The sequence below is a fragment of the Quatrionicoccus australiensis genome, from assembly GCF_020510525.1.
In the GTDB taxonomy this organism is placed as follows: Bacteria; Pseudomonadota; Gammaproteobacteria; order Burkholderiales; family Rhodocyclaceae; genus Azonexus; species Azonexus australiensis_B.
In genome coordinates this window covers 1,504,734-1,529,972 of sequence record NZ_CP075188.1, presented here as the reverse complement: position 1 = coordinate 1,529,972, position 25,239 = coordinate 1,504,734, and the positions used below count along the sequence as shown (strand labels likewise).

The following is a 25,239-nucleotide window of genomic DNA, read 5'->3' as shown; positions in this document are numbered from 1 at the left end:
TGATGGTTGATATCCCGACCACTAGCCAAGCCAAGCCCGAAAACCGTGAGGAGAGGCAGGAATGACAATCAGACAACCTAAACTTGTTTTCAAGACCGGCGAACAAGCGCGCCAGCTCAGGAAACTACTGGGCATGAGCCAGCATGAATTCTGGGCGCGCGTATCAGTCACCCAGTCCGGCGGATCGCACTATGAGGCCGGGCGCGACATCCCGAAGTCTGTGCAATATCTGCTGCAGATTGCCTTCGGATCGGAAAAACAGCTCGGCGAACTACTCGACTGGCTGCAACGTCCCGATCGCAAGCAACTCGCGATGTTGCCCCAGCCAACCCGTAGCGGCACTCTGAGCATCAAGCGGCAACGGCCGGCCAACACGAAATCCGGCAGTCTATCCGCCGCAGCCTAGGCATCCGGCACCTGACTGTCGGGCGTAGCCGGCCACAACGCCCGCCCGCCGGCATCGAGATGGCAAAGGTAGGTGCGCAGGTCGAACTCGAGCTGGAAGTAATCCGGCGCCATGTGCCGGCATAACTGGTAGAAAGCCTTGTCGTGCGCCCGCTCCTTGGTGTGCGCCAGTTCATGCACGACGATCATGCGCAGGAAATCCTCAGGCACCTCGCGAAACAGCGTCGATACGTGGATTTCGCGCTTGGCCTTGAGCTTGGTGCCCTGCACCCGCGCAATGCTGGTGTGCGTGCCGAGCGCATTGCGGATCACATGCAGCTTGCTGTCGAAAGCCACCTTGCTGATCTGCCCGGCGTTGCGCAGATAGGTGTTCTTCAGGTCCAGCACGTAATCGTAAAGCGCCCGGTCGGTACGCACCGCATGCGGCTGCGGATACTTCTTGAGCAGGATGCCGGCCAGCTGATCGTTTTCGATCAGCGTCCGCACCTGCGCCACCAGGTCGGCCGGATAACCGGTCAGATAAGGCGTGGGAGACTTGTTTGCGGTCATGGCGGCATTGTAAGTTGTTGCCGCAAACGGCGAGAATCTCCATGGCGCGACCGACCGACTCCGCCCAACGTGCCCGGCGCCAGCCCGCCATGCACACCCCGGAATACCCGGCATCTATTTATGCTAGATTGATCGCCCGGACGACCGGCCCTCGCCTGTCACAAGCAGCCGACCCAACCCCACCTCCCCGCAGCGCCAGCAGCGCATCACCCCGCAGCAAATCTCCGGCGACAGGAACACCAATAGCCGATCCCTATCAATCAAATCCGACCAATCAATTAGATAAAAGACCCCGCCTTTTCTAAGATGACCGTGTTGCCTCTATTAACGCCACATACTCAGGAGAGTAGAAAAATGGATCAGAAAAACGCAAGTTCCGCCGGCAAATGCCCGGTCATGCACGGCGGCGCCACCTCGGCCGGCGTCTCGAACATGGCATGGTGGCCGAAGGCCCTCAATCTCGACATCCTGCACCAGCACGACAGCAAGACCAATCCGCTCGGCGCATCCTTCAACTACCGCGAAGAAGTGAAGAAGCTCGACGTCGACGCACTCAAGAACGACCTCAAGGCGCTGATGACCGACAGCCAGGACTGGTGGCCGGCCGACTGGGGCCACTACGGCGGCCTGATGATCCGCATGGCCTGGCACTCGGCCGGCACCTACCGCATCGCCGACGGCCGTGGTGGCGCCGGCAAGGGCAACCAGCGCTTCGCGCCGCTCAACTCGTGGCCGGACAACGCCAATCTCGACAAGGCACGCCGCCTGCTCTGGCCGATCAAGAAAAAATACGGCAACAAGATCAGCTGGGCCGACCTGATGATCCTCGCCGGCAACATGGCTTACGAGTCGATGGGCCTCAAGACCTTCGGCTTCGCCTTCGGCCGCGAAGACATCTGGCAACCGGAAAAGGACATCTACTGGGGTTCCGAGAAGGAATGGCTGGCCCCGACCGGCGCCACCGGCAGCCGCTACTCCGGCGAACGCGATCTGGAAAACCCGCTCGCTGCCGTGATGATGGGCCTCATTTACGTCAATCCGGAGGGCGTGGACGGCAAGCCCGACCCGCTCAAGACGGCGCAGGACATGCGCATCACCTTTGCCCGCATGGCGATGAACGACGAAGAAACCGTCGCCCTCACGGCCGGTGGCCACACCGTCGGCAAGGCGCACGGCAACGGCAGCGCGGCCAATCTCGGCGCCGCGCCGGAAGCCGCCGACGTCAATGAACAGGGCCTCGGCTGGAACAATCACACGAGCCGCGGCATCGGCCGCGACACCGTGACCAGCGGCATCGAAGGTGCCTGGACGACGCATCCGACGCAATGGGACAACGGCTACTTCGAGCTGCTCTTCAAGTACGACTGGTGGCTGACCAAGTCGCCGGCCGGCGCGCACCAGTGGGCACCGATCAACATCAGCGAGGAAGACAAGCCGGTCGACGTCGAAGACGCCTCGATCCGCTGCATGCCGATGATGACCGACGCCGACATGGCGCTCAAGTTCGACCCGGAATACCGCAAGATCGCCGAGCGCTTCCGCGACGATCAGGACTACTTCTCGGAAACCTTTGCCCGCGCCTGGTTCAAGCTGACCCACCGCGACATGGGTCCGAAAGTGCGCTACATCGGTCCGGACGTGCCGGCGGAAGACCTCATCTGGCAGGACCCGGTTCCGGCCGGCCGCACCGATTACGATGTCGCCGCCGTCAAGGCACAGATCGCCGCCAGCGGCCTGTCGCTCGCCGAGATGGTTGCCACCGCCTGGGACAGCGCCCGCACCTTCCGCGGTTCGGACAAGCGCGGCGGCGCCAACGGTGCGCGCATCCGCCTCGCCCCGCAAAAGGACTGGGAAGGCAACGAGCCGGCGCGTCTGGCCAAGGTCCTGGCGGTCTACGAGCAAATTTCGGCCAAAACCGGCGCCAGCGTCGCTGACGTGATCGTGCTCGCCGGCAATGTCGGTATCGAACAGGCTGCCAGGGCTGCCGGCTACGCGGTCGATGTGCCCTTCGCCGCCGGCCGTGGCGATGCGACGCCGGAGATGACCGACGTCGAATCCTTCGCCGTGCTCGAACCGCTGGCCGATGGCTTCCGCAACTGGCAAAAGAAGGACTACGTGGTCAGCGCCGAGGAAATGCTGCTCGACCGGGCGCAATTGATGGGCTTGAACGCCCATGAGATGACCGTGCTGATCGGCGGCCTGCGCGTGCTCGGCACCAACCACGGCGGCAGCGCCCACGGCGTCTTCACCGACCGCGTCGGCGTGCTCAGCAACGACTTCTTCGTCAATCTGACCGACATGGCCTACACCTGGAAGCCGACCGGCCGCAACAGCTACGCCATCGTCGATCGCAAGAGCGGCGCGACGCGCTGGACGGCGACCCGCGCCGACCTGGTATTCGGCTCCAACTCGGTGCTGCGCGCCTACGCCGAGGTCTACGCCCAGGACGACAACCGGGAGAAGTTCGTGCAGGACTTCGTCGCCGCCTGGACCAAGGTCATGAACGCCGACCGCTTCGACCTCGCCTGAGTCCGGCCAAGGCATATCAACTGCAGTCCAGCCCCCGATTTTTCGGGGGCTTTTTTTTGATCAGGCCGCCCTGCCCCGCGCCGTGTGCAGTTTCCTGTAGCTGTCGATCAGGCGCTGGTGGCGGTCCAGGCCTTCGAGTTGCAGGCTGGTCGGCGTCAGGCCATGGAAACGCACGCTGCCGTCCACCGAGCCGAGCACCGCATCCATGCGCGGGTTGCCGAACATGCGGCGGAAATTCACCACGTAATCGTCCAGTTCCAGTTCGTCGTCGAGCAGCACTTCCAGCACCACGTTGAGCGCCTGGTAGAACAGGCCGCGCTCGACGGTGTTTTCGTTGTACTGCAGGTAGGCCTCGACCTGTTCCTTGGCGGCTGCGAAGTCCTGCAAGGCAAGATTGATCAGCAGCTTCAATTCCAGAATCGTCAGCTGGCCCCAGTCCGTGTTCTCGTCGAATTCGACGCCGATCAGCGTAATGATGTCGGTGTAGTCGTCGAGTTCGCTCTCTTCCAGACGCTCCAGCAAGGCTTCCAGCGCAGCATCGTCGAGGCGGTGCAGGTTCAGGATGTCGGCGCGGAAGGCCAGCGCCTTGTTGGTGTTGTCCCAGATCAGGTCGTCGACCGGGTAGATTTCCGAATAACCCGGCACCAGGATGCGGCAGGCGGTGGCGCCGAGCTGGTCGTAAACCGCCATGTACACTTCCTTGCCCAGGTCTTCGAGGATGCCGAACAGCGTCGCGGCCTCGTCGGCGTTGGAATTTTCACCCTCACCCGAGAAATCCCACTCGACGAATTCGTAATCCGCCTTGGCGCTGAAGAAGCGCCAGGACACCACGCCGCTCGAATCGATGAAGTGCTCGACGAAATTGTTCGGCTCGGTGACTGCATTGCTCTCGAAAGTCGGGCGCGGCAGGTCGTTTAGGCCTTCGAAGCTGCGCCCCTGCAGCAGTTCGGTCAGGCTGCGTTCGAGCGCCACTTCCAGGCTCGGATGCGCGCCGAAGGAGGCGAAGACGCCACCGGTGCGCGGGTTCATCAGGGTCACGCACATCACCGGGAATTCGCCGCCCAGCGACGCATCCTTGACCAGCACCGGGAAGCCCTGGTTTTCCAGTTCGGCAATGCCGGCGACGATGCCGGGGTATTTCGCCAGCACCTCGGCCGGCACATCGGGCAGCGCGATTTCGCCTTCGAGGATTTCGCGTTTGACGGCCCGCTCGAAGATTTCCGACAGGCACTGCACCTGCGCCTCGGCCAGCGTGTTGCCGGCGCTCATGCCGTTGCTGAGAAAGAGGTTGTCGATCAGGTTGGTCGGGAAATACACCGTCTCGCCGTCCGACTGGCGCACATAGGGCAGCGCGCAGATGCCGCGTTCGGTGTTGCCGGAATTGGTGTCGTAGAGATGCGAGCCGCGCAGCTCGCCGTCCGGGTTATAGATTTCCAGACAGTAGTCGTCGAGCAGGCCCTTGGGCAGCGCATCCTTCTTGCCGGGCTTGAACCAGCGCTCGCTCGGGTAATGCACGAAGGCCGCGTTGGCGATCTCCGGACCCCAGTAATTGTCGTTGTAGAAGTGATTGCAATTGGCCCGCTCGATGAACTCGCCCAAGGCCGAGGCCAGCGCGCTTTCCTTGGTGGCGCCCTTGCCGTTGGTGAAGCACATCGGCGAATGCGCATCGCGGATATGCAGCGACCAGACGTTGGGCACCAGATTGCGCCAGGAGGCGATCTCGATCTTCATGCCCAGCCCGGCCAGAATGCCGGACATGTTGGCGATGGTCTGCTCGAGCGGCAGATCCTTGCCGGCGATATAGGTGCTCGCCTCCGAGTCCGGATTCAGCGTCAGCAAGGCCTGCGCATCGGCATCGAGATTCTCGACCTCCTCGATGACGAACTCCGGCCCGGTCTGCACCACCTTCTTGACGGTACACCGCTCGATGGAGCGCAAAATGCCCTGCCGGTCCTTGGCGGAAATATCCGCCGGCAACTCGACCTGGATCTTGAAAATTTGCTGGTAGCGGTTTTCCGGATCGACGATGTTGTTCTGCGACAGACGGATGTGTTCGGTCGGAATGTTGCGCGTGTCGCAGTACAACTTGACGAAGTAAGCCGCACACAAGGCCGACGAAGCCAGAAAGTAATCGAACGGCCCCGGCGCCGAGCCATCGCCCTTGTAGCGGATCGGCTGATCGGCGATGACCGTGAAGTCGTCGAACTTGGCCTCGAGACGAAGCTTGTCGAGAAAATTGACCTTGATTTCCATGCGGGAATTCCAGAAAAGGCGTGAAGAAATGGATTGGGCGCCATTATCCGGATTTCCTGGGGGAAAGCGGGGTTGTATGGAGAACGGGTGCAGCACAAAATTTGGGCAGGAAAAACGGGCATTGTGAAAAATGCCCGTTTTGAGCGGTCGACCGGTAAAAACTGCCAATTTTCGGAGGTTGTTCGGCCTTCATTCCCGTAGGCACAGGCAATCCAATAGGCCAACGACGGGATAAATTCCCGATATTTCCTATATCAGAATTTCTAAACTCGACGTTAACTCACTTGCCTTGTAGGTCATCCAAAAATTCAGATGATGGCGTTGTACCAGTAACCAGCAAACGATCCCTGGCTCGGGTACACGCTACATAGAGCAATTGCCGCTCGGTGTCGTAAACCTCCTGCAGATCGCCGTCATCGCCAACCGTTTCGATCCGCTCCTGCAAAGGAATAACCTCATCGTCGCAGGCCATCACGGCCACTGCGCGGAACTCCAGTCCTTTCGCCAGATGCATGGTGCTGATCGAAACATGATCGTGTTCCATAGCCACATGCTCGTCCAGAATCAGGTAAGGCAAAGCAGCGAGGCGAACGGCTTCCTCGGCCCGAGCAATTTGCGCGTCGGAACGAACGAATACGCCGATCTCGTGCGGCTGGATGCCTGCGCTTGCGCAGTCAGCGAGCCACCGACCGACCACCGTACTTTCTTCCGCCGCATCGCGCAGGGTCTGGATGCAGGGCGGCGGGCCATTGAATACCGAAACGGTATCGCTGCGATCTTCGCTATTGCCGTCCACATCGGTTACCGCCGGGCCAAGCAATCGGTCAGCCTGGCTGCGAATCTGATGCGAGGTCCGGTAGTTGACGCGTAGTGTGCGCGAACGTCCGCGTACATCGACGCCAAGTGACTTCCATGAAAAAGGTTGCTGAAAGATGCGCTGCCCGAGATCGCCAGCAAAGAACAGTGCATTCGGGCGAATCGCACCCTCGCCGCCGGCCAGTGCTGCCAGAAAGCGCAAATGCGCGATCCCGATATCCTGCGCTTCATCAACCACAGCAAAATCGAAAACGGGGTTGCTCCTAGCCTTCAGGGCATTAGCCAAAGCAGTGAACAGCCCCGAGGCCGTAAGCAAACCCTTTTCGCGCAAGCCGGAACGAAGGTGCTCGAAGATCTCCCACAACACCGCCCGTTGGGCTTCCGGCAACCGGGTTTTGCGGCCGAGGCGCGCCACGTCGCGATAAGTTTCCCAGTGATCGAGTTGCCAAGCATCGACCACATGCTCCCATTCGGTGAGTAGAAAGTGACGGCCGAATTTATGCCCCGGCACCGCCTTGGCGGCATCGGCCATGAGTTGGCGAATGTCTTCGCTGGACGCCAGCCTGGCCGAGCCGACCTGAGTCTTGTGCAGGCGCAGCCCGATGGCTTCGAGGGAATACACGTCAATCCGCTCGGCAAGGCGTGGTTGGGAAGTCAGCAGCCGGTTCAGCTTCGATTGCAGGGCATTGGCCAAAGTATCGGAAAACGTGGTCAGCAATACCCGTGCATCGGGATGCTGGCGCGCCAAGTAGGCTGCACGGTGCAGGGCAACGATGGTCTTGCCGGTACCCGCCGAGCCGGAGACGCGGGCCGGACCGGCGTAGTCTCGCTCCACCCATTGGCGCTGCTCGGGGTGAAGGAAGACCGTCCATTTCTCCCACGGGAAATCGAGCGCCCGTTGCAGTTCCTCGACATTGCTCATCACCCGGAAGCGGCGTTGCGCGTCGGGGTGGTCAAACGGATTGGCGGTTGCAGGCGTCGGCATGCGCGGCTTGCCGCCCGTCGCCAATTCGAGAAGCGCTTCGGCCGCTTCTGCCGGCAAATGATCTGCGAGCGCGAGCAGTGTGTCCTCGGTAGCTAGTTTCACATCAGGCAGCCACTCCGGCGGAACACCATAGCTCAGCAACAGGTCATCGGCCACGCCCCGGAACAGAAGCTGTGTAGCGCTTGCCGGCAATGGCAACGGGCTCTGCACATAGACCGGCACGATGATTTCCTGCACCGTCTCGCGGATTTCAATCAGTTGCGCCGCACCGGTCTTCGGGTGCGTCTCCAGCTTGCGGCGCTCGGCCCATTCGTAGGCCTTGTCGTGGTGATCTACGTAGCAGAGCAACAGACTGGCTTCGCTACGGTGAACAATCAGTCGAATGTCACTGCCCACCCGCACCGACCAGAAGTTCTTGTCCTTGGCGCGATCCAGCTTGTGGAAACTCATGCCAGGGCTGGCCGGATTCAACTGTAAGTCGAAGGCCGTTGTTTTGACCTGCTTCTGCTCGTCACCGGTCAGTCTGGCAAGACTGTCAGTGAAGGTGTCGGCGATGCGAAACTCCATGTGCAACCTCAAGTTAAGCAATCAAGCCCAATATTCCGTTACGGAATTTTGCAAAGCTGGGAGACTTGTTTTCCTCCACATTCATGTGGCGCGCGATAGCATCGGCCCATTGATGCTTAACTTGGCCTGGTAATGGCCAGCCTGCTTTATGTATTGCGGCGCTACCCCCTGGATACACCGCATCCGCAAGGCGTTCCCATGTCCCGCAAATGCTGTCTTGCTTGTAGCTATCCAGTACAGCTATTTTTGCTTTTGGGTAAGCAGCCACAATCGCCTGCCTGTCACCGAGATACCAGGCCTCCATTTCCTCAATCGCCAATTGAAAAAGGGTATTCGGTGCAGGGTCGCACGTTGCCAAAAGCGCTTTCAGTTCCCCCAGGAAAACCTTCCAATCGCGCTCGTCGTTATCAACGATCACCACGACGGCGTCAATGCCAGGCGTTTTGCCATATCCAGACAATAATCTTGGCAATTGATTAAGCAAGGCCCGCTTGGCGGGGTCGCCTCCGGCTGCCAGATTGGGGGGCAGACGACCGATCCCTTTGTACGAGTGAACGCGCCAGGTATGTGGCTCTCCGTAGCCCCCGATCAAAGCAGGCAGCAAAGTTTCGACCAACTTCGCGCCCGAACTATCCTCCACAAGCACTTCAATATGCATGGCTCAGTCCGCGTCCAGATAGTCGCTATACCAGAGGCTACCAAGCGGCAAGCCCTCATCGACCAAGTTGTTTACCAACGCCAGTTCGGATACGCGTCGTACCGTCGAGTACCCGTCTGCCCCTTTTTTCAATATCCACACTTCCTGAGGCGTCAGCGCGTCCACGAAATAAGGCTGATGGGTCGTCACGAAAATCTGCGGCGCGTTTTTTTTGCCGGTCGCATGATTTCGTAATTCGGTGGCCAGCGCATCCAGCAACCTGTGATAAAGACCATTTTCTGGTTCTTCGATACAAATAAACGGTGGCGGCTCGGGGTCTTCCATCAGCAACAGATAGGCAAAAATTTTCAGCGTCCCATCTGACATCTGTCCTGCGTAAAATGGATCGGCGAACGCTCCATCATTGAACTGGAGTAGCACCCGTTTGTCTGCCGTCACCAATGTCTTGATGCTTTGGATGCCGGGAATTTTTGCTGCAATCCGATCAAGAATCGACTGGAAACGCTCCTTGTGCTCCCTTTCCATGTACTGCACTACGTTACCGATGTTGTCGCCATGCATATTCAGGTGACGCTGTGCACCAGCAGAGGGAATCGAGCGTGCTGAGTCAGGGTGGAAGTAAGACAGATACCAGCCTTTCAAAAAATCCCTGAACCGTTTGATGCGAGGATGCTCCTTGAGCGTTCCTAACGTGGCGATACCCAGTTGCCGAAGATCAGTGAGGGTAACGTCCATTTTGGTGTTCGGCTCCTCGTCGCCCTCGCCCTCAATAGCGGTGTCACCCGCCCATGCCGTACCCGAACCGTGCGTCAAGCGCAAAAAGGGGTAGGGACGACCAAAGCGCTGTCCTTTTCGGCGTTGCCCGAGAAACTCATACTGCACAAAGGGGCGGCCCGACTCATCCAGGTTGATGTGCAGCTCGTAGGTAATCGGCCGCTCGCTCTTGGATTCGCGGTAGTAAATCTCAAAACAAATCGGCTCATCTGTTCCCAGTGAACGCATCCGCTCGAACCCGCCACGTTGTTTGGCGTCGCAGGCAGTTTCCAAGTCCGTCGATAGACAATCGGCGACGAAACCAAAGGCGTCGAACAAAGTACTCTTGCCGGCGCCATTCTTGCCGATCACCACTGTGAAGGGCGTAAGCGGTTCAACCTGCTGCTGTCCAGTCGACAACTTGCCCAGCGTCACATCCCGGAGCGCCCGGTAATTCTTGACCCGAAATCCTTCGATCAACGCCATTTGCTTTCTCCGTACTCTTTAATCCAGTTAAGCATCATGCCACGCGAAACACCTTCATCACCTCATCCCCCAGGTGATTGATTACCTTCACCGCAATCCGCCCGGACTTCGGTTTCTTGAATGGGCGTGAGGTGTCGCTGTTGAGCGAGGCCCAGGCTTCGGCGTCGATTTCGGCTTTCAGCGTGGTTTTCAGGGCGCTGTAGGGGTCGTTGGCGCCGAGGAAGTAGGCATGGCGGACGAAGAAGCTTTCTTCGTTGTAGTCGGTGTCGATGAACCAGCAGGCGATGCCGTCGGCGCCGTCGCTGATGACTTCGCCGGTTTGCGGCTTGAACACGTCGACGCCATTCACCTTCACGCGCAGGCTGTCGCCTTCAGGTAGAAGCGTGATGTCCGGCTCGCCGAAGATCACGAACAGGTTGCCCTTGCCGGTGTTCTTGAGGTCTTCCGCCATGTGCAGATCGGCATTCATGCGCGCCTTCAGGACCGGCAGTTTGCCGAGCTTGGCAAAGTCCGTGGTGTGCGCTTCGAAGTTGAAGGCGCAGGCGATCAGCACGTCGAAGCCGGCGTCGGCGGCTTCGCGGGCTGCTTCGACCAGATCGGCGCGCTGCACGGTGCCGAATTCGGGGCCGATGAAAATGGCAGCGCGTTTTTCTACCCCTTCGGCTTCCAGGTAGCGGCCTTCTGCACAGACCATGTCGCCCGGCCAGGCGACCAGCGAAACGAAGCTGATGCGGTCGGCTTTGTGCGCCTGCTGCACGCCGGCAGTTTTCAGGTTGTCCAGGATCATCTGCGGGAAGGACTGCTTCGCCGCATATTTGGCTTCCTGCTGGCGCAGGGTGTCAATCAACTCGTCATCTTCATCGACACCCAGCACGCGGTGCGGCGAGAGGCTCTCGACGGTGAAGGGGCCGGCCACGCGCACCGCCTTTTTGTTTTCATAGGGCTTGTCGTAGAGGTACTCGAAATCGGCCTTGGCGGCGATGGAGGCGTCGATTTCCTTCTGCCGGGCAATGCGCGCCTGCCACCAGTCGGCGTGCGCCTGCTTGGCCGCGGCCGGCCAATCCTTGCCGGCTTCGCGCGGAACTTCCCATTCCTGCCAATTGTTTTTGAGCAATTTTTGCAGTTGACCGCAGGAAATCGCCAGTTTTTCCTGCCACTGATCCCAGATCACGTCGATCTCGGCGTTGTTGGCGATGGCTTTCAGCGTGATGTGCGGCACGCGCTCATAGACAAAGCCGTGGCGGATATTGCCGTGGGTCGGTTGCGAACTGGGTGCCGTGCGAGTAACTGCCGCCTCCTTCAACTGCCCTTCGCGGGAATCGGCGAGCAGATAGTAGGGATAGCGGGCGCCCATGATGCGGGCGCGAGCCAGCGCCAGTGCGACTCGGGAAGTGTCGATGGTGATCCAGCGGCGGCCCCATTGTTCGGCGACGGTGGCGGTGGTACCAGAACCGCAGGTCGGGTCGAGGACGAGGTCGCCGGGGTCGGAGGTCATTAGCATTGCCTGCTGTATGGCGATGCTAGGCGTTTGCACCACATAGACTTTCGCATCACCGAACCCACTTTGCCTCGTGTTGTCCCAGATATTCGTCCGCGTCATTACGCGGAAGTCGTCAAGGTAACGCTTGAACCTCAGCGTATTACCAATGGCGAGCAGGCGACCAGCGGAACGTAATCGCCGCAGCCCGGTTTCATTGGTACTGAAAGTTCTTGTTCCAGGAGTGAAGCGTCTTCCATTGAACTCGAAATCACGGACGTCGTTCTCGCCGCTGGATCGTGCGCTCGTGATTGGGTTTGGATGATAGACCTTGCTGCCGGCTGGCAATGGGGCAAATCCAGCCAACTGCTCTGGCGTCATTGTGAAGGTCTGATATACCGCATCCTCGAAAAAGCGAAGATTGTCGTCGCCAACGTAAGTTCTGTCGTCAAACAGCGATCTATATTTGACGTGTTGCTTATCCCTCGCATACCAGAGCAGCACATCATAGCTGCTATCCAGAAGCGCACTTCCTTTGCCAGTCGTCTTACGGAACACAATTTCGGCGCAGCAGTTATCGTCCCCAAAAACCTCATCCATCACCGCCCGCACCCGGTGCACATTCTCATCCCCGATTTGCACAAAGATTGACCCCGAGTCCGTCAGCAGATCGCGCGCCACGGTCAGCCGGTCGCGCAGGTAAGTCAGGTAGGAATGAATCCCATCCCGCCAGGTATCCCGAAACGCCTTGACCTGTTCCGGCTCGCGGGTGATGTGGTCGGCCTTGCCGTCCTTGACGTCGCGGCTGGTGGTTGACCACTGGAAGTTGCTGTTGAATTTGATGCCGTAGGGCGGATCGAAATAGATGCACTGCACCTTGCCACGCAGGCCTTCGCGCTCGGCCAAGCTGGCCATGACCTGTAGGCTGTCGCCGAGGATCATGCGGTTGCTCCAGTTCTGGTCGTGCTGGTAGAACTCGGTCTTGTCGGCGTCCTTGGGGATGCCGTTGAAGTCGGCGAAGAGATCGGGCGTTGCCTGCCCCGCTTCGTGTTCGCGGTCCTTGGATTCGCGCAGCAGCTCGTCGATCAGCGCCTTGGGGTGCACCTTTTCCTGGATGTAGAGCGGCGGGGCGTGGACGACGAGGTCGCTCCAGTCCTGCTCGTCCTTGCCGCGCCAGACCAGTTGCGGGTCGAGATCGGTGTTGCGCGGGTAGCGGACCTGCTTTGGGTTTTTCTGGTTGTCGTCGAGCACCGACTGGTATTCGGCGGTGGGGATGTTCTTGCGTTTGGCGTCGTCGTGGGTGATCTGCTCGACGTTCGTGGTGCTGGGTGCTTTGGCCATGCTCAATCTTCTTTCCTGTTCAACTTTTTGCGGGCAACGGCCTCGGGCAGTGCCTTGTAGTTTTCCGGACTGGTGACGCGGCGGCCGGATTTTTGTTCCAGGTCTTGCCGGGCCTTGCCGGCCACGCTGCCCCCGGCGATGGCGGCTGCACGGTTTTCGTCGTAGCCCTGGGCCTCGCGCTGGCGGGCAATCTCGGTGGTGGAGGCTTCGCCGAGCATGGAAAAAATCAGTTCCAGGTCGGTCATGTGGTCGCGCAGGTTGTCGGCGGGCTTGTCGAGTTGCTTGAAGGTCTTGTACTCGCTCGGCGTCATGCCGAAGGTGGCGCGGCTGATTTCGGCGGTGAGGATGGCGTATTCACGTTGTTCCTTGACGCCGCGTTTCTGCCATTCGTTGGTCAGTTCGTCGCGAATGGCGATGCCGCGCACCCGCTTTTCGATCCAGGCGTCGCTGTAGCCCTTGGCCTTGTAAATCTCGCGCATGCGGGCGGCGGCGAGTTCCGGGTTTTCAATTTCTTCAAGGCGTTCGTAGCCGACCTTGGCCAGCCAACGTTTGAAGGGTTCGGCCTTGGGGGAAGGAATGGACTGGATTAGGCGCAGGAGTTGCTCAGTATCCGCCACATCGGTAAGGCGCTGTTTGCCGTCGGCTGCGGTCAGCTTCAAAGCGTTACAGCTTGTAACGGTTTCATTTCCTTCGGCCAGCAGGCGCTTCTTGAGCACGCGCCAATAGACCGGCGGATTGGGGCTTTCGGTGAGCACCGCGATCACATCGACAATGGCAAAAACCCAGCGTTGGGCGGCATCATCCCAAGCGGAGCGAATTTGCTTCGACTCGAATAGCTTGATGTTATTCATGATCCACTCCCTTCTGAACGGCCACAGCTATCATGCGTCCGAATTCGGCCTCCACCTTCTTGGCGAAATCGTCCTGCATCTGGAAGACGTCGGTGAACTCGGCAAAGGCCCAGCGCCCGTAGGAGCCAAGGTGATTGACGCCGGGCACCCAGTAGGTGTCCATGGTCGATTTCTTTTCCTTGGCGTCCTCGCGTCGATAGCCTTTGATTTCGACGACCAGGCGCAACAGGTCATCCGGCCCGTGGCCGTCGTCGACCAGCACGATGAAGTCGGGCAGGTATTTGCGCGTTTCCGAGCCGTAGCGATAGGGCACTTCAAAGCCGAGGCCATGGTTCTTGACGTAGGCACTGACCTTGGGGTGCATTTCAGCGACGCGGCAGAATTCGCCCTCCCAGTCGCTATCGAGCACAACCCAGTTGATGTGGCAGCGCTGGGAACTGGTTTGCCAGCGGTCGGCCTTGGAGGTGTTGAACCGCACGTGGCGGGTCGAGCCGCTGGGGTTGTAAGGATCGAGCAGCGCCTTGATGGGCCGTTCGCCGAGAAAGTGGCGGGTGATGGCGGCGGTGATCCGGTTGCAGGCCATGTCGGCCAGTTCCTGATACATGAGCAGCGCGGGGTAGGTTCCGCCCTTGCATTCCAGATGATTGTCGAGCCATTCCTTGGTAATGCGCTTGAGCTGGCCGAACAGGTGCAGCTTGGGTTCCTCGCCGGGGTCGCGCCACTTGGTGTAGAGCAGGCGCTGGGTGAGGTGGAAGAGCAAGGTGGAGGAGCGCACATCGCCCAGATGCTGCAGGGTCATGTCGGCCGACTGACCGATGATCCCCGAGTTCTGGGTTTGTGACGGCCCGACGAGATCGGGCGTCAGGACAAGCGTGGATTCCTCGTTGAAGTTGGCCAGCAGGCGTTCTTCGGGCAATTCGACGCGGTAGCCCTCGACCCGCGGGAAGGTGATTTCGAGGGCGTCGCGCTCGGGGCGCATGGCTTTGACCTGCACCGTTTCGCGTGGCGGTTGCGGCGGGCTGATGACCGGCTTGGCGGTGAAGTCGAAGGGGATGCCGAAAACGTCGGCGTATTCGACGTTGAACTGGCCCTCGTCGTTGAGTTCGTAGGACTGGCGACGCAGGGCGCGGCCGATGACCTGTTCGCACAGCAGTTGCGTGCCGAAAGCGCGAATGCCCAGCACGTGGGTCACGGTATTCGCGTCCCAGCCTTCGGTGAGCATCGACACCGAGACGACGCAGCGGATCGCACCGCCGAGTTGCCCGGCCTTGCCGACGGTGTTCATGACTTCGCGCAGCAGGGCCTGATCAGTGATGTTGTCACCGGCGCGGACATCGCCGGTGCGCTCGATGATTTCGCGACGAAAGCGCTCGATTTCATCGGCCGCCATGTCATGAAACTTGTCGTCCAGCGCGTCACCAGCTTCGAGTTGCTCGCTGTCGATCAGCAGCGTATTGGGGCGTGGTAGGGGGTTGCCGGTGGTGTCGTCGAAGTTGCGGAACAGGGGCAAACGGCCGTTTTCCAGCGTGCTGCTGCCGTCGTCGTTCTTGCGTTGAAAGCCCGAGATGAAGTCATAGACGAGCTTGGAAATGGCGGTGTTCTGGCAGACCACGATGAAACACGGCGGCACGGAGATTCCGGCATCCTGCCAGAGCTTGAAGGTCTTCTCGTAATGCCCGTAAAGCGCTTGCAGCGCGGTTTGCAGCCGGGTCGGCAGCTTGAGCGGGTCGAGTTCCTGATTGGAGCCGCGCCCTTTTTTGGGCATGTCCTTGCGGATGTTCTCCCAGAGGTTGCGGAAGACCGGCATTTCTTCACCGGGGATGTTTTCCGCGACCGGCACGCGCGGCAGTTTGACGATGCCGCATTCGATGGCGTCCATTAGCGAGAAGTCGCTCATCGTCCAGGGGAATAGCGTGCCTTCGGCGTAGCCTGAACCGCGTAGGAAAAACGGCGTGGCGGATAGATCGAAGACGCGGGATAGACCCAGCTTGCGATTGACGGCTTCGAGCCCGGAGATCCACAACCGGGCGGCTTCGTTGTTTTTATCGGCCTCTTTCTTCTCGTCGCCTTTCAGTTCTTCATCGTCACCAATGCCTGCGCCCAGGGGCTTTTCACGGTAGCAGTGGTGGGCTTCATCGTTGATGGCCAGGATGTTCTTCATGCCCATCAGGTCGGGCATGACACGCTGGAGCATCTGGCCTTCGGTTTCCGTGGTGACGATTTCGTCGCCAGTGCGCCCCTTGAGCAGTTGCCGCCCACCCTTGGAAATATCGATGCGCTCGCGCAGCTTGAAGGCGTGATAGTTGGTGATGACGATCTTGGCGCGGCCCATGTCATCGAGCATGTCGGCCGGCACCAGTTCCCGTTCTTTGTAGTAGCTGTCGGGGTCATGTGGTTGCAGTACGCGTAGCCGGTCCTTGATGGTGAGGCCCGGCGCACAGATAAGAAAGCCACGTGTGAACTGTTTGCTGCTCGGACGACGCACCGCGTTGATGGTCTGCCAGGCAATCAGCATGGCCATCACGGTTGTCTTGCCCGCCCCAGTGGCTAGCTTGAGGGCCAGCCGCATCAACTCCGGGTTGGCGTCCTTGTTGGCGGCTGCGAGGTGTTCGAGCAGGCGTTTGCCGTGCTTTGTGCTGGGTGCAACCTCGGTCAGCCAGATGGCTGTTTCAGCCGCTTCGACCTGACAGAAAAAGGGCCGAACACCGTTGAAACCGTGGTGCCGCCAGTGCAGGAGCAGGCGCGCCGTCTCAGGCGTAACCTGCCACTGGTTCGGATTCGGGAGCGCGCGCCACGCGTCTACGTGGTTACGCACCTCGTTAATGATCGAGGTTGGATCGTACTGCTGCGCTTTGGTGGATAGCCCCACGCCTTCGTCGAAGATGAAACCTTCCTGCCTTGGCATCTTCTTTTGCTTCTTCGGCTTGGGTATCGGTGTGATGAACTCGGCACGGCGACGCGCATCCAGAACTTGCTGCGTTGGCTGCCCCGATTCGTCCAACTCCCAGTGACGTGCAGGGCGCTCATACGGGGAATTCAGGATCGGATGATCGAAGAAAGGGTTCGACATGGCGGTGGCTTACGCTTTTTCGTTATTGTTGTTCCAAGAATAGCTGGGCATTTTCTAGCAAAAGCCGGTTGAAGACCATCACTTATGCATTTGCGTTGTCTATTAGATGTATTTTGATAAGTAACGTCTGGTAGAAGTCAGATAACGGCCATCTGAATTAGCTGATGCTAACGACCACATTGGCCGAACAACAGCCCTCCCCCCAAAAAAACGGGCGCCCCAAAAAGCGCCCGTTTTCACCGGTCAACCGCTAAAAACCACCCATTTCCCTACATCCCGAGATAAGCCGCCCGGACCTGTTCGTTGCTGATCAGTTCCTGGCCGGTGCCGGTCAGGGTGATGTGGCCGGTTTCGAGGACGTAGCCGCGGTCGGCGATGGCGAGGGCGGCGAAGGCGTTCTGTTCGACGAGGAAGATGGTCATGCCCTGGGCTTTCAGCGTCTTGACGACGTTGAAGACTTCTTCGACGAGCAGCGGCGCGAGGCCCATCGACGGTTCGTCGAGCAGGAGCATTTTCGGGCGGCCCATCAGGGCGCGGCCGATGGCGAGCATCTGCTGCTGGCCGCCGGAGAGCGTGCCGGCCGGCAGGTTGCGCTTTTCCTTGAGGATCGGGAACATCGCAAAAATCTTTTCGAGATCGCCTTCGACCTGCCCTTTCGGCTGGGTGTAGGCGCCCAGGCGCAGGTTGTCCTCGATGCTGAGCGGGCCGAAGACCTGGCGGCCTTCCGGGCTTTGGCAGATGCCGCGGCGCATGCGCAGGTCAGCGCGCAGTTTGCTGATGTCTTCGCCGTCGAACATGATCTGGCCGGCGCTCATCGCCTGCACGCCGGAGAGCGTGCGCAGGAAGGTGGTCTTGCCGGCACCGTTGGCGCCGACCAGCGCGACCAGTTCGCCCTTGCGCACTTCAAGGTCGATGCCTTTGAGGGCCTTGATCCGGCCGTAGCAGCTTTCCATGCCCTTGACCGAGAGCAGCACATCGCCCGGCCCGCTGGCGGCGCCGGGTTGCAGCTCGCCGGTGCTGTGCGCGCCGAGGCCGATCGATTCCGGCGCCAGGCTGGCGATGCGGTGGAACAGTTCGCGGAATTCGGCGCGCGCCTTGCCGCCGAACAGCGGGTCGTCGTTGTCGAGAAAGGCACGGTCGATTTCGGCCCAGTCGTCGCCGGTCAGCACCTCGCGGGCGAGCGGCATGGCGTCCTTTTCCTCGCTGCGGATGTGGTTCTTGATCGCCGACGTGTAGTTGCGTAGCGCCGCCGTGAAGGCGGCATTGCTTTCGCCGCCGCCAGCGGTCGACGCCAGTTTGGTGCGCAAATCGCGCAGCACTTCCGGGCCGTTGACGTGCTCGACCTGCAGGCGGTCGAGGATCGCCGCCGCTGCCGGCGAGCGCAGGCGCAGCGCCGGGAAGAGGAAGGCGTCTTCCTTGGCGTGGTGGGCGCGGTCCATGAACTGCTCGATGTAGTCGAAGACCGAGCTGAAGAACGGCGTCTCGACCTTGCTGCCGGCGTCGATCTCGTCAGCCACCATGTCCAGCGTGGTGGCGATGCGCCAGAGGTTCTGGTGCTCTTCGGTGATGATGCGTAGTGCTTCCATGTTCTTCCCCTTGTTACGCGTGAGCGCCCAGATAAGCCGCAATCACATCGGGATTTTTTCTGATTTCCTCGCCCGTGCCCTCGGTCAGCTTCTTGCCGTAGTCGAGCACCAAGATGCGGTCCGACAGGTTCATGACCATCTTCATGTCGTGTTCGACGAGCACCACGGTCACGCCGGAGTCGGCGATCTTGCGCACCAGGTGGTCGATCTCGATGGTTTCCTTGGGATTCAGGCCGGCGGCGGGTTCGTCGAGGAAGATCAGGCGCGGCTGCATGGCCAGGGCGCGGGCGATTTCCAGGCGTTTGAGGGCACCGTAGGACATCGCGTCGGCGCGGGTTTCGACGTACTGGCCGAGGCCGACGAAGTCCATCAGTTGCGCTGCTTCGGCACGCATTTCGCGGTCGCGCCTTTTCAGGCCGGGGAAGCGCAGCGCCGCCTTGACCAGGTTGCGGTCCAGACGCAGGTGGGCGCCGACCATGACGTTTTCGATGGCCGTCATGTTCATGCAGATCTGCAGGTTCTGGAAGGTGCGCGCCACGCCGCGCCGGGCCAGTTCGTTGGGCGACTTGCCGTGGATGGCTTCGCCGTCGAGACGGATTTCGCCCGTAGTCGGCTTGTAGACGCCGGTGATCAGGTTGAACAGCGTCGTCTTGCCGGCGCCGTTCGGGCCGATCACGGAATAGACGATGCCGGCGTCGATGTTGAACGAGACGTTCTGCACCGCCTTGACGCCACCAAAATGGATGGACAGGTCCTTGACTTCGAGTAGCGACATGTTCAGTTCCCCTTGCCGAATTTGGCTGCCAGCGTCGGCACCAGGCCCTTGGGCAGGAAGATCATCGAGAGCATCAGGATGGCGCCGAAGACCACGGTTTCCCAGCCTTCGAAGGTGGCCAGCGCCTGCGGCAGCGCGGTCAGCAGCACGGCGCCGACCAGCGAGCCGTACACCGAGGCCATGCCGCCGATCACCACCATGGTGACCAGTTCGATGGAATGGAAGAAGTCGGCGAAGTTGGGGCTGACGAAACCGACGTAATGCGCCGTGACGCTGCCCATCAGGCTGGCGAAAACGGCGGAGAGCACGAAGATCGCGACCTTGTAGCGCACGATATCGACGCCGACCACCTGCGCCGCGACTTCGGAGCCGTGCAGCGCACGCAGCGCCCGGCCGAAGGGCGAATCGATCAGGTTGAGCGAAGCCCACACCGACACCGAGAGCAGCAGCGCGACGACCCAGTACCAGTGCTTGTCGCTGGCCAGCTCGAAGCCGAACAGGCCCATGCCCGGCACCGGCATGCCGTCCGGCCCGCCCGTCCATTGCGCTTCGTTGCGCAGGGCGATGTTGATGATGATGCCCAGCCCGAGCGTCGCCATCGCCAGGTAGTTGCCCTTGAGCTTGAAGATCGGACGCGCCACCAGGGCGGCAAGAATGCCGGTGGTGGCGGCGCCGGCGCCCATGGCAAGCAGCGGATGCCAGCCGAAATGCGTCGGCAACACGGCCGAGGCATAGGCGCCGATACCGAGGAAACCGGCGTGGCCAAGACTGATCTGGCCGGCAAAGCCGATCAGGAGGTTGAGGCCGAGCACGATCACGGCATTGATCGCCATGCGGATGGCCAGATCGAGGTAGAAGCTGTTGGGCAGCACGAAAGGCAGCACCAGCAGGATGGCGATGACCAGGTAAAGGCCGTTGTAGACAGATTTCTTCATGTCAGACCCGATCCGTCGATTTGCCGCCGAACAGGCCGCGCGGCATGAAGAAGAGAATGAACAGGATGAGCACGAAAGGCATCGCGTCCTTGTAGGCGGACGAAATGTAGCCGGCGCCCATCGCTTCGAGGATGCCGACCAGCAGGCCGCCAACCACGGCACCGAGGCCGTTGCCCAGGCCGCCCAGCACGGCGGCGACGAAGCCCTTGAGGCCGAGCATGATCCCGACGTCGTAGGAGGTCAGCGTGATCGGGGTGAGCAGAATGCCGCCCAGCGCACCGAGCGCCGCCGACATCGCGAAGCTCATGAACAGCACCCAGGAGGTGTTGATGCCGACCAGCTCAGCCGCCAGGCGGTTGAACGAGGTCGCCAGCATGGCCTTGCCGTGCAGCGTGCGGTTGAAGAAATACCACAGCGCCACAACCACCACGGCGGTCACGCCGAGCACCCACAGGCTCTGCGGCAGCAGCGTCGCACCGAGAATCTCGATCGGTGCATCGCCCGAGAAGGCCGGCAGGCTGTGCGTGCCCTTGCCGAAGATCACCGCGGTCAGGCCGCGAATGACCAGCGAGGCACCGATGGTGATGATGATCAGGGTGACCGGTTCGGCGCCCTTGACCGGCTCGATGGCGAGCTTTTCGATCAGCACGCCGACGATGGCCGGGATCAGGATGGCGAGCAGCAGCGCGACCGGCAGCGGCAGCCCGGCCTGCGTGAAGAACACGGCAAGCATGCCGCCCAGCATGATGAATTCGCCTTGGGCGAAGTTGATCACGTTGCTGGCGTTGTAGATCAGCGTGAAGCCGAGCGCAGCCAGCGCGTAGGTGGCGCCGACCGTGATCCCGGAAAAGAGGAATTGCAGGAACTGGGCAAGCATCACAGCCTCCCTGCCCGCGGGCGATGGTTGTTCATGTCGTCTCCGTTTTTATTGTTTTGCAGCGGTCGACCGCTGCAAATGGGCAAAAATCGATCAGTGGGCCAGCAGATGGTCGGCATCCGCCGTGACCGGCTGCTGCTGCGCGAAGAAGCCCTCGCTATGCACCAACTCGTCCTGCGCGCCGAGCGCTTTGACGGCGGCAACGCCGGCATCGACAAACTCCGGGCTGCCGGCAATGAAGATGGTGTGCTTGGAGAGATCCTTGAACATCTGCGGCAGCACGACATCGATGCGGCCCTTGAGGAAACCCTCGGCTTCTTCGCGGGTCAGCGTCACCTTGTAGTCGAAGTTGCGGTGCTTGGTGCGCCACCAGGCCATCATGCCCTGGCTATAGACGTCAGCCTTGGTGCGCGCCGAGAAGAGCATGGTCACCGGCTTCTTGAAGCCGCGACGCAGTGCCGCTTCGGCCAGCGCCAGCACGGGCGCCAGGCCGGTGCCGGCGGCGATGCAGAGCACCGGCGTATCGACCGACGGATCGCCGATGAAGGTGCCGTAGGCGCCGGAAACCTTGACGCCCTCGCCGACCGCAAGCTGGTCATGCACCCAGTTGCTGGTCACGCCGCCTTCGGCGCGGGCAATTTGCAGCACCAGTTCGCCATCCGGGCGCGGTGCGTTGGAAATGGAATAGGCGCGGGCCGGAATGTCGGCGCGCGGATTGCCGAGCGTCACGTACTGGCCGGGCCAGTAGCGGATCGGCTGGCCGACCGGACGCAAGCGCAGCTCGACGACGCGGGCGGCGATCTGTTTCTTGTCAGTAACCACAAAGAGCGCGTCTTCGCGCGGCGGGAAGAGTTTCGGCTTGGCGTCCTCGGTGCCCCACTCGATGCTGATTTCCTCGGAAATCGGCTTGGCCATACACATCAGGCCATAGCCCTGCTTGCGTTCGTCCTGCGACAGCGCCATGTCGAGCACCATGCCCTGGTCGAACTGGCCGGACGTGACCTTGACCTTGCATTCGCCACAGGCACCGGCGCGGCAGTTGTTGGGCAGCGCGTAGCCGGATTTTTCCAATGCCATCAGGACGGTATCGCCGTAGGCGCAATCGACCGATTTACCAGACGGCTGCATGATGATCTTCGCCATTTTGTCTCTTCCTCGCTTTTGTTTTCTCTATTGCGGCAAAGCCGGCGCCCCTTGCGGGGTACCGGCCGTTTTTGCTTTTTTTACACGGTCGACCGATCAGAAGACCGGAATGATGTCGTCCAGATCGACGTCGCTGACTTCCTGACCGGTGATGCCGACTTCCGGAATCGCCGGGAAGGGGATGTTGTATTTGTCGAGCACGCCCTTCAGGTTGATCATCGCGTTGCGCCAGTTTTCCAGCTTGGCTTCGTAGCTCGGGATGCCGAAACCGGCGCCGCGGGCAACTTCTTCGCCTTCACGCTGGTTGGCGATGAAGTCTTCCGGCAGGTCCCAGAATTCCATCGGCGGCTCGAACAGCACGGCCGACAGGAACAGGTAACCGGCGCGGATCTGCTTGGTGACGACAGCCTTGGTTTCTTCCTTGAGGCCCGGGTAGTCGCGTTCCATGACGGCCATGCAGATCGCCATGTGGCGGCCTTCGTCGCGGCCGATGTTCTTGAAACCTTCCTTGAAGACGGCTTCGCGGGAGTTGTCGAACATCTGCTTGAAGATGGTGGCGGCAGCGATTTCGCCCATCAGGAAGGAGCTGAACAATACCGCCAGGTCGTACTTGGGCACGGCTTGCTTGTAGCCGGTCCAGTAGCGGGCGCCGTTGAAGTACAGCCACTGCACGTTCTTCTGCAGGCGGCGGCCGAGGTCGGTCTTCGGCACGTAGGTGATCGGGTCCGGATGGCCGAGCAGCTTGGTGATAGCCAGGCCGCACATGATTTCGTGGTTCTGCTCGTCGCGGGTGACAGAGAAGAAGCACTTGCGAACCGGATCTTCCTCATGCACTTCATAGGTCTTGATCAGCGCTTCGGCAAAAACCGGCGGTGCGGAAGCATCGAACACGGAGAGCAGGCTCCACCAGTAGGCGATGGATTCGCGCTCTTCCCAGGTGTAGCTGTCTACATCCAGCGTATCCCAGGGCAGTTTTTCCGGATCCCAGTCTTCGCGACGGGCGGCTTCCCAGACTTCCTGCAACTTCTTGGTCTTGCTGTTCCAGGACAGCGGATAGATGTTGGGCTGCTGGATTTCCGGCGGGAATTCCATCTTGTCGGCAAAACGTTCCTTGTTGCTAGCCATATCTCCTCCTTGGCGGGGTTTTCGTCTCAGGTTGGTAAGTCATCCAGGTGCCCGGATGGCGTGGATCGAATAATGATACTTACCAACACCACGTGTCAACGTTTTTTGTATCGCTTTGTGTAAAATATTTTTCAGAACAAATTTTACATTTCAGAATCTCGCAAAAAATTTTGCGCACAAAACATTTTTCGCCATTGTTTTTATTCATTTTTTGCACTGCGTCAAAATCGTTTTTACTAAACATAACCACGAAAAATTGGTATTTTTACGATACAAACAATTGACAACATGCGAGCAACTTCGTATCGTTCGCCCAGATTCGCGCCGCACTGCAGCGCACTTGCCCAAGAAAAAAGCCCCAAGGAGATATGGATGTCCGCCCAACTACTGGAAAAACACCGCGCCACGCTCGACGGTGCCCTCAACGCCATTCACACCCGTGGCTACTGGTCGGCCTATAACGAGATGCCGAGCCCGAAGACTTATGGCGAAACGGCGGCCGAAGATGGCAAGAAAGCTTTCGAGGCCCACCTCGGTCAGAACTTCGAACTCGGCCAGCCCGGCCAGAGCGGCTGGACCGGTGGCGAACAGTCGCCCTACGGCATCGATTTGAATGTGCAATATCCCGTCTGCGACCACGCTGCGCTGATCGCTGCCGGCCAGCAGGCCATGTTCGGCTGGCAGAAAGCCGGCGCCGACGGCCGCACCGGCATCTGCCTGGAAATTTTGTCGCGCCTTAACCAGCAGAGCTTTGAACTCGCCCATGCCGTGATGATGACCACCGGCCAGGGCTGGATGATGGCCTTCCAGGCCGGCGCCCCGCACGCCCAGGACCGCGGCCTCGAAGCCGTGGCCTACGCCTACCGCGAACAAAGCTTCGTGCCGACTGAAACGACCTGGGAAAAGCCGCAGGGCAAGAACCCGCCGCTGGTCATGAAGAAGCACTTCGAACTGGTCGGCCATGGCGTCGGCGTTGTGGTCGGCTGCGGCACCTTCCCGACCTGGAACACCTACCCCGGCCTGTTTGCCACGCTCGCCACCGGCAATGCCGTGATCGTCAAGCCGCACAGCAACGCCATCCTGCCGGCCGCGATCACCGTACGCACCATCCGCGCCGTGCTGGCCGAGAACGGCATCGATCCCAACCTGGTCACGCTGTGCGTTGCCGACCGCGCCACGACGCAAAAGCTGGTGACCGATCCGGCCGTCAAGTCGATCGACTTCACCGGCAGCAACGTCTTCGGCCAATGGCTGATCGACAACTGCCGCCAGGCCCGCGTCTATGCCGAGCTGGCCGGCGTTAACAACATCGTCATCGACTCGACCGACGCCTACAAGCCGATGCTGCGCAACCTGGCCTTCACGCTGTCGCTCTACTCCGGCCAGATGTGCACCACCTCGCAGGCGATCTTCGTGCCGGCCGGCGGCATCGAAACGGAAGACGGCCACAAGAGCTACGACGAGGTCTGTGCCGACCTGGCAAAAGCCGTCTCCGGCTTCCTGTCCAAGCCGGAAGTTGCCCTCGCCGTGCTCGGCGCCGTGCAGTCGGCCGATACGCTGAAGCGCATCAATGAAGCCGACAGCGGCGCGCTGGGCAAGGTCATCCTCGCCTCGACCAGGCTCGACAACCCGGAATTCCCGAAGTCGGAAGTGCGCACCCCGGTCCTGCTCGCCTGCGATGCCGCCGACGAGAAGGCCTACATGGAAGAGCGCTTCGGCCCGATCAGCTTCATCGTCAAGGTCGCCGACACCGCCGCCGCGATTGCGCTGTCCGAACGCATCATTTCCACCCACGGCGCCCTGACCGCCGGCATCTACTCGACCAGCGCCGACGTACTCGACGCGATGACCGCCGCCACCATGCGTTCCAAGGTCGCCCTGTCGATCAACCTGACCGGCGGCGTCTTCGTGAACCAGTCGGCGGCCTATTCCGACTACCACGGCACCGGCGGCAATCCGGCCGCCAATGCGTCCTATGCCGATGCCGCTTTCGTCGCCAACCGATTCGTAGTCGTCCAGCGCCGCTACCACGTTTGAACGCATGCATAAATCTACTGC

The 25,239-nt window shown here is 60.5% G+C and carries 17 protein-coding genes; 3 read left to right on the top strand and 14 right to left on the bottom strand.

Annotated features, from left to right (window positions below):
* The first annotated feature begins 61 nt into the window (after nt 1–61).
* Nucleotides 62–406, top strand: coding sequence for a helix-turn-helix domain-containing protein (locus tag KI612_RS07300; protein ID WP_226443154.1), 345 nt, complete (start codon nt 62–64; stop codon nt 404–406).
* Here the strand turns inward: KI612_RS07300 and KI612_RS07295 are convergent.
* Nucleotides 403–954, bottom strand: a complete 552-nt coding sequence (locus KI612_RS07295; RefSeq protein ID WP_226443153.1) for a M48 metallopeptidase family protein — start codon at nt 952–954, stop codon at nt 403–405. The two genes, KI612_RS07300 and KI612_RS07295, sit on opposite strands and share 4 nt — an antisense overlap.
* A 354-nt stretch (nt 955–1,308) precedes the next feature.
* Here KI612_RS07295 and katG point away from each other — a divergent pair, with 354 nt between their 5' ends.
* A complete protein-coding gene (gene katG, locus KI612_RS07290; RefSeq protein WP_226443152.1) occupies nt 1,309–3,483 on the top strand; it encodes a catalase/peroxidase HPI in 2,175 nt (724 codons plus the stop codon).
* A gap of 60 nt (nt 3,484–3,543) precedes the next feature.
* On the opposite strand, the gene KI612_RS07285 is transcribed toward katG, so the two are convergent.
* From KI612_RS07285 to KI612_RS07220, 13 genes are all read right to left on the bottom strand, one after another.
* Nucleotides 3,544–5,736: an OsmC domain/YcaO domain-containing protein gene (locus KI612_RS07285; RefSeq protein ID WP_226443151.1), complete on the bottom strand. Its 2,193-nt coding sequence runs from the start codon at nt 5,734–5,736 to the stop codon at nt 3,544–3,546.
* Nucleotides 5,737–6,016: 280 nt separating this feature from the next.
* Entirely contained in the window at nt 6,017–8,104 is a 2,088-nt protein-coding gene (locus tag KI612_RS07280; protein ID WP_226443150.1) for a 3'-5' exonuclease, read from the bottom strand.
* 13 nt (nt 8,105–8,117) lie between these two features.
* A complete protein-coding gene (locus KI612_RS07275) occupies nt 8,118–8,762 on the bottom strand; it encodes a DUF4276 family protein (RefSeq protein ID WP_226443149.1) in 645 nt (214 codons plus the stop codon).
* Between the two features lie 3 nt (nt 8,763–8,765).
* Nucleotides 8,766–10,001 (bottom strand): AAA family ATPase, encoded by a 1,236-nt coding sequence (locus KI612_RS07270; protein ID WP_226443148.1) that lies wholly within the window; start codon nt 9,999–10,001, stop codon nt 8,766–8,768.
* A gap of 34 nt (nt 10,002–10,035) precedes the next feature.
* Nucleotides 10,036–12,819, bottom strand: coding sequence for a site-specific DNA-methyltransferase (locus tag KI612_RS07265; protein ID WP_226443147.1), 2,784 nt, complete (start codon nt 12,817–12,819; stop codon nt 10,036–10,038).
* A 2-nt stretch (nt 12,820–12,821) separates the two neighbouring features.
* Nucleotides 12,822–13,670, bottom strand: a complete 849-nt coding sequence (locus tag KI612_RS07260; protein WP_226443146.1) for a BRO-N domain-containing protein — start codon at nt 13,668–13,670, stop codon at nt 12,822–12,824.
* Entirely contained in the window at nt 13,663–16,740 is a 3,078-nt protein-coding gene (locus tag KI612_RS07255) for a BPTD_3080 family restriction endonuclease (RefSeq protein ID WP_226443145.1), read from the bottom strand. Before KI612_RS07255 ends, KI612_RS07260 begins: the two co-directional genes overlap by 8 nt.
* Before the next feature lie 269 nt (nt 16,741–17,009).
* On the bottom strand, nt 17,010–18,326 hold the full coding sequence (locus tag KI612_RS19885; protein WP_319002994.1) for an ATP-binding cassette domain-containing protein: 1,317 nt from the start codon (nt 18,324–18,326) through the stop codon (nt 17,010–17,012).
* Between the two features lie 13 nt (nt 18,327–18,339).
* The gene (locus KI612_RS07240; protein WP_226443144.1) at nt 18,340–19,101 is read right to left on the bottom strand and encodes an ABC transporter ATP-binding protein; all 762 of its coding nucleotides are present in this window, start codon (nt 19,099–19,101) and stop codon (nt 18,340–18,342) included.
* A gap of 2 nt (nt 19,102–19,103) precedes the next feature.
* Nucleotides 19,104–20,036, bottom strand: a complete 933-nt coding sequence (locus tag KI612_RS07235; RefSeq protein WP_226443143.1) for a branched-chain amino acid ABC transporter permease — start codon at nt 20,034–20,036, stop codon at nt 19,104–19,106.
* A gap of 1 nt (nt 20,037) precedes the next feature.
* Complete coding sequence (locus tag KI612_RS07230; RefSeq protein ID WP_226443142.1) at nt 20,038–20,913, bottom strand: branched-chain amino acid ABC transporter permease; 876 nt, start codon at nt 20,911–20,913, stop codon at nt 20,038–20,040.
* A gap of 93 nt (nt 20,914–21,006) precedes the next feature.
* Nucleotides 21,007–22,056 (bottom strand): 2Fe-2S iron-sulfur cluster-binding protein, encoded by a 1,050-nt coding sequence (locus KI612_RS07225; RefSeq protein WP_226443141.1) that lies wholly within the window; start codon nt 22,054–22,056, stop codon nt 21,007–21,009.
* A gap of 96 nt (nt 22,057–22,152) precedes the next feature.
* The gene (locus KI612_RS07220; protein WP_226443140.1) at nt 22,153–23,181 is read right to left on the bottom strand and encodes a hypothetical protein; all 1,029 of its coding nucleotides are present in this window, start codon (nt 23,179–23,181) and stop codon (nt 22,153–22,155) included.
* 372 nt (nt 23,182–23,553) lie between these two features.
* Between KI612_RS07220 and paaN the strand changes: the two genes are divergently transcribed.
* Entirely contained in the window at nt 23,554–25,218 is a 1,665-nt protein-coding gene (gene paaN, locus KI612_RS07215) for a phenylacetic acid degradation protein PaaN (RefSeq protein ID WP_226443139.1), read from the top strand.
* Nucleotides 25,219–25,239: the final 21 nt, after the last annotated feature.

Excerpts from the sequence above, each read along its gene's own strand:
- KI612_RS07300 (WP_226443154.1), top strand. The coding sequence starts at position 62 with ATGACAATCAGACAACCTAAACTTGTTTTCAAGACCGGCGAACAAGCG.
- KI612_RS07240 (WP_226443144.1), bottom strand. The coding sequence starts at position 19,101 with ATGTCGCTACTCGAAGTCAAGGACCTGTCCATCCATTTTGGTGGCGTC.
- KI612_RS07295 (WP_226443153.1), bottom strand. The coding sequence starts at position 954 with ATGACCGCAAACAAGTCTCCCACGCCTTATCTGACCGGTTATCCGGCC.
- paaN (WP_226443139.1), top strand. The coding sequence starts at position 23,554 with ATGTCCGCCCAACTACTGGAAAAACACCGCGCCACGCTCGACGGTGCC.
- KI612_RS19885 (WP_319002994.1), bottom strand. The coding sequence starts at position 18,326 with ATGGAAGCACTACGCATCATCACCGAAGAGCACCAGAACCTCTGGCGC.
- KI612_RS07275 (WP_226443149.1), bottom strand. The coding sequence starts at position 8,762 with ATGCATATTGAAGTGCTTGTGGAGGATAGTTCGGGCGCGAAGTTGGTC.
- KI612_RS07280 (WP_226443150.1), bottom strand. The coding sequence starts at position 8,104 with ATGGAGTTTCGCATCGCCGACACCTTCACTGACAGTCTTGCCAGACTG.
- katG (WP_226443152.1), top strand. The coding sequence starts at position 1,309 with ATGGATCAGAAAAACGCAAGTTCCGCCGGCAAATGCCCGGTCATGCAC.
- KI612_RS07230 (WP_226443142.1), bottom strand. The coding sequence starts at position 20,913 with ATGCTTGCCCAGTTCCTGCAATTCCTCTTTTCCGGGATCACGGTCGGC.
- KI612_RS07285 (WP_226443151.1), bottom strand. The coding sequence starts at position 5,736 with ATGGAAATCAAGGTCAATTTTCTCGACAAGCTTCGTCTCGAGGCCAAG.
- KI612_RS07265 (WP_226443147.1), bottom strand. The coding sequence starts at position 12,819 with ATGGCCAAAGCACCCAGCACCACGAACGTCGAGCAGATCACCCACGAC.
- KI612_RS07225 (WP_226443141.1), bottom strand. The coding sequence starts at position 22,056 with ATGGCGAAGATCATCATGCAGCCGTCTGGTAAATCGGTCGATTGCGCC.
- KI612_RS07235 (WP_226443143.1), bottom strand. The coding sequence starts at position 20,036 with ATGAAGAAATCTGTCTACAACGGCCTTTACCTGGTCATCGCCATCCTG.
- KI612_RS07270 (WP_226443148.1), bottom strand. The coding sequence starts at position 10,001 with ATGGCGTTGATCGAAGGATTTCGGGTCAAGAATTACCGGGCGCTCCGG.
- KI612_RS07255 (WP_226443145.1), bottom strand. The coding sequence starts at position 16,740 with ATGTCGAACCCTTTCTTCGATCATCCGATCCTGAATTCCCCGTATGAG.
- KI612_RS07260 (WP_226443146.1), bottom strand. The coding sequence starts at position 13,670 with ATGAATAACATCAAGCTATTCGAGTCGAAGCAAATTCGCTCCGCTTGG.
- KI612_RS07220 (WP_226443140.1), bottom strand. The coding sequence starts at position 23,181 with ATGGCTAGCAACAAGGAACGTTTTGCCGACAAGATGGAATTCCCGCCG.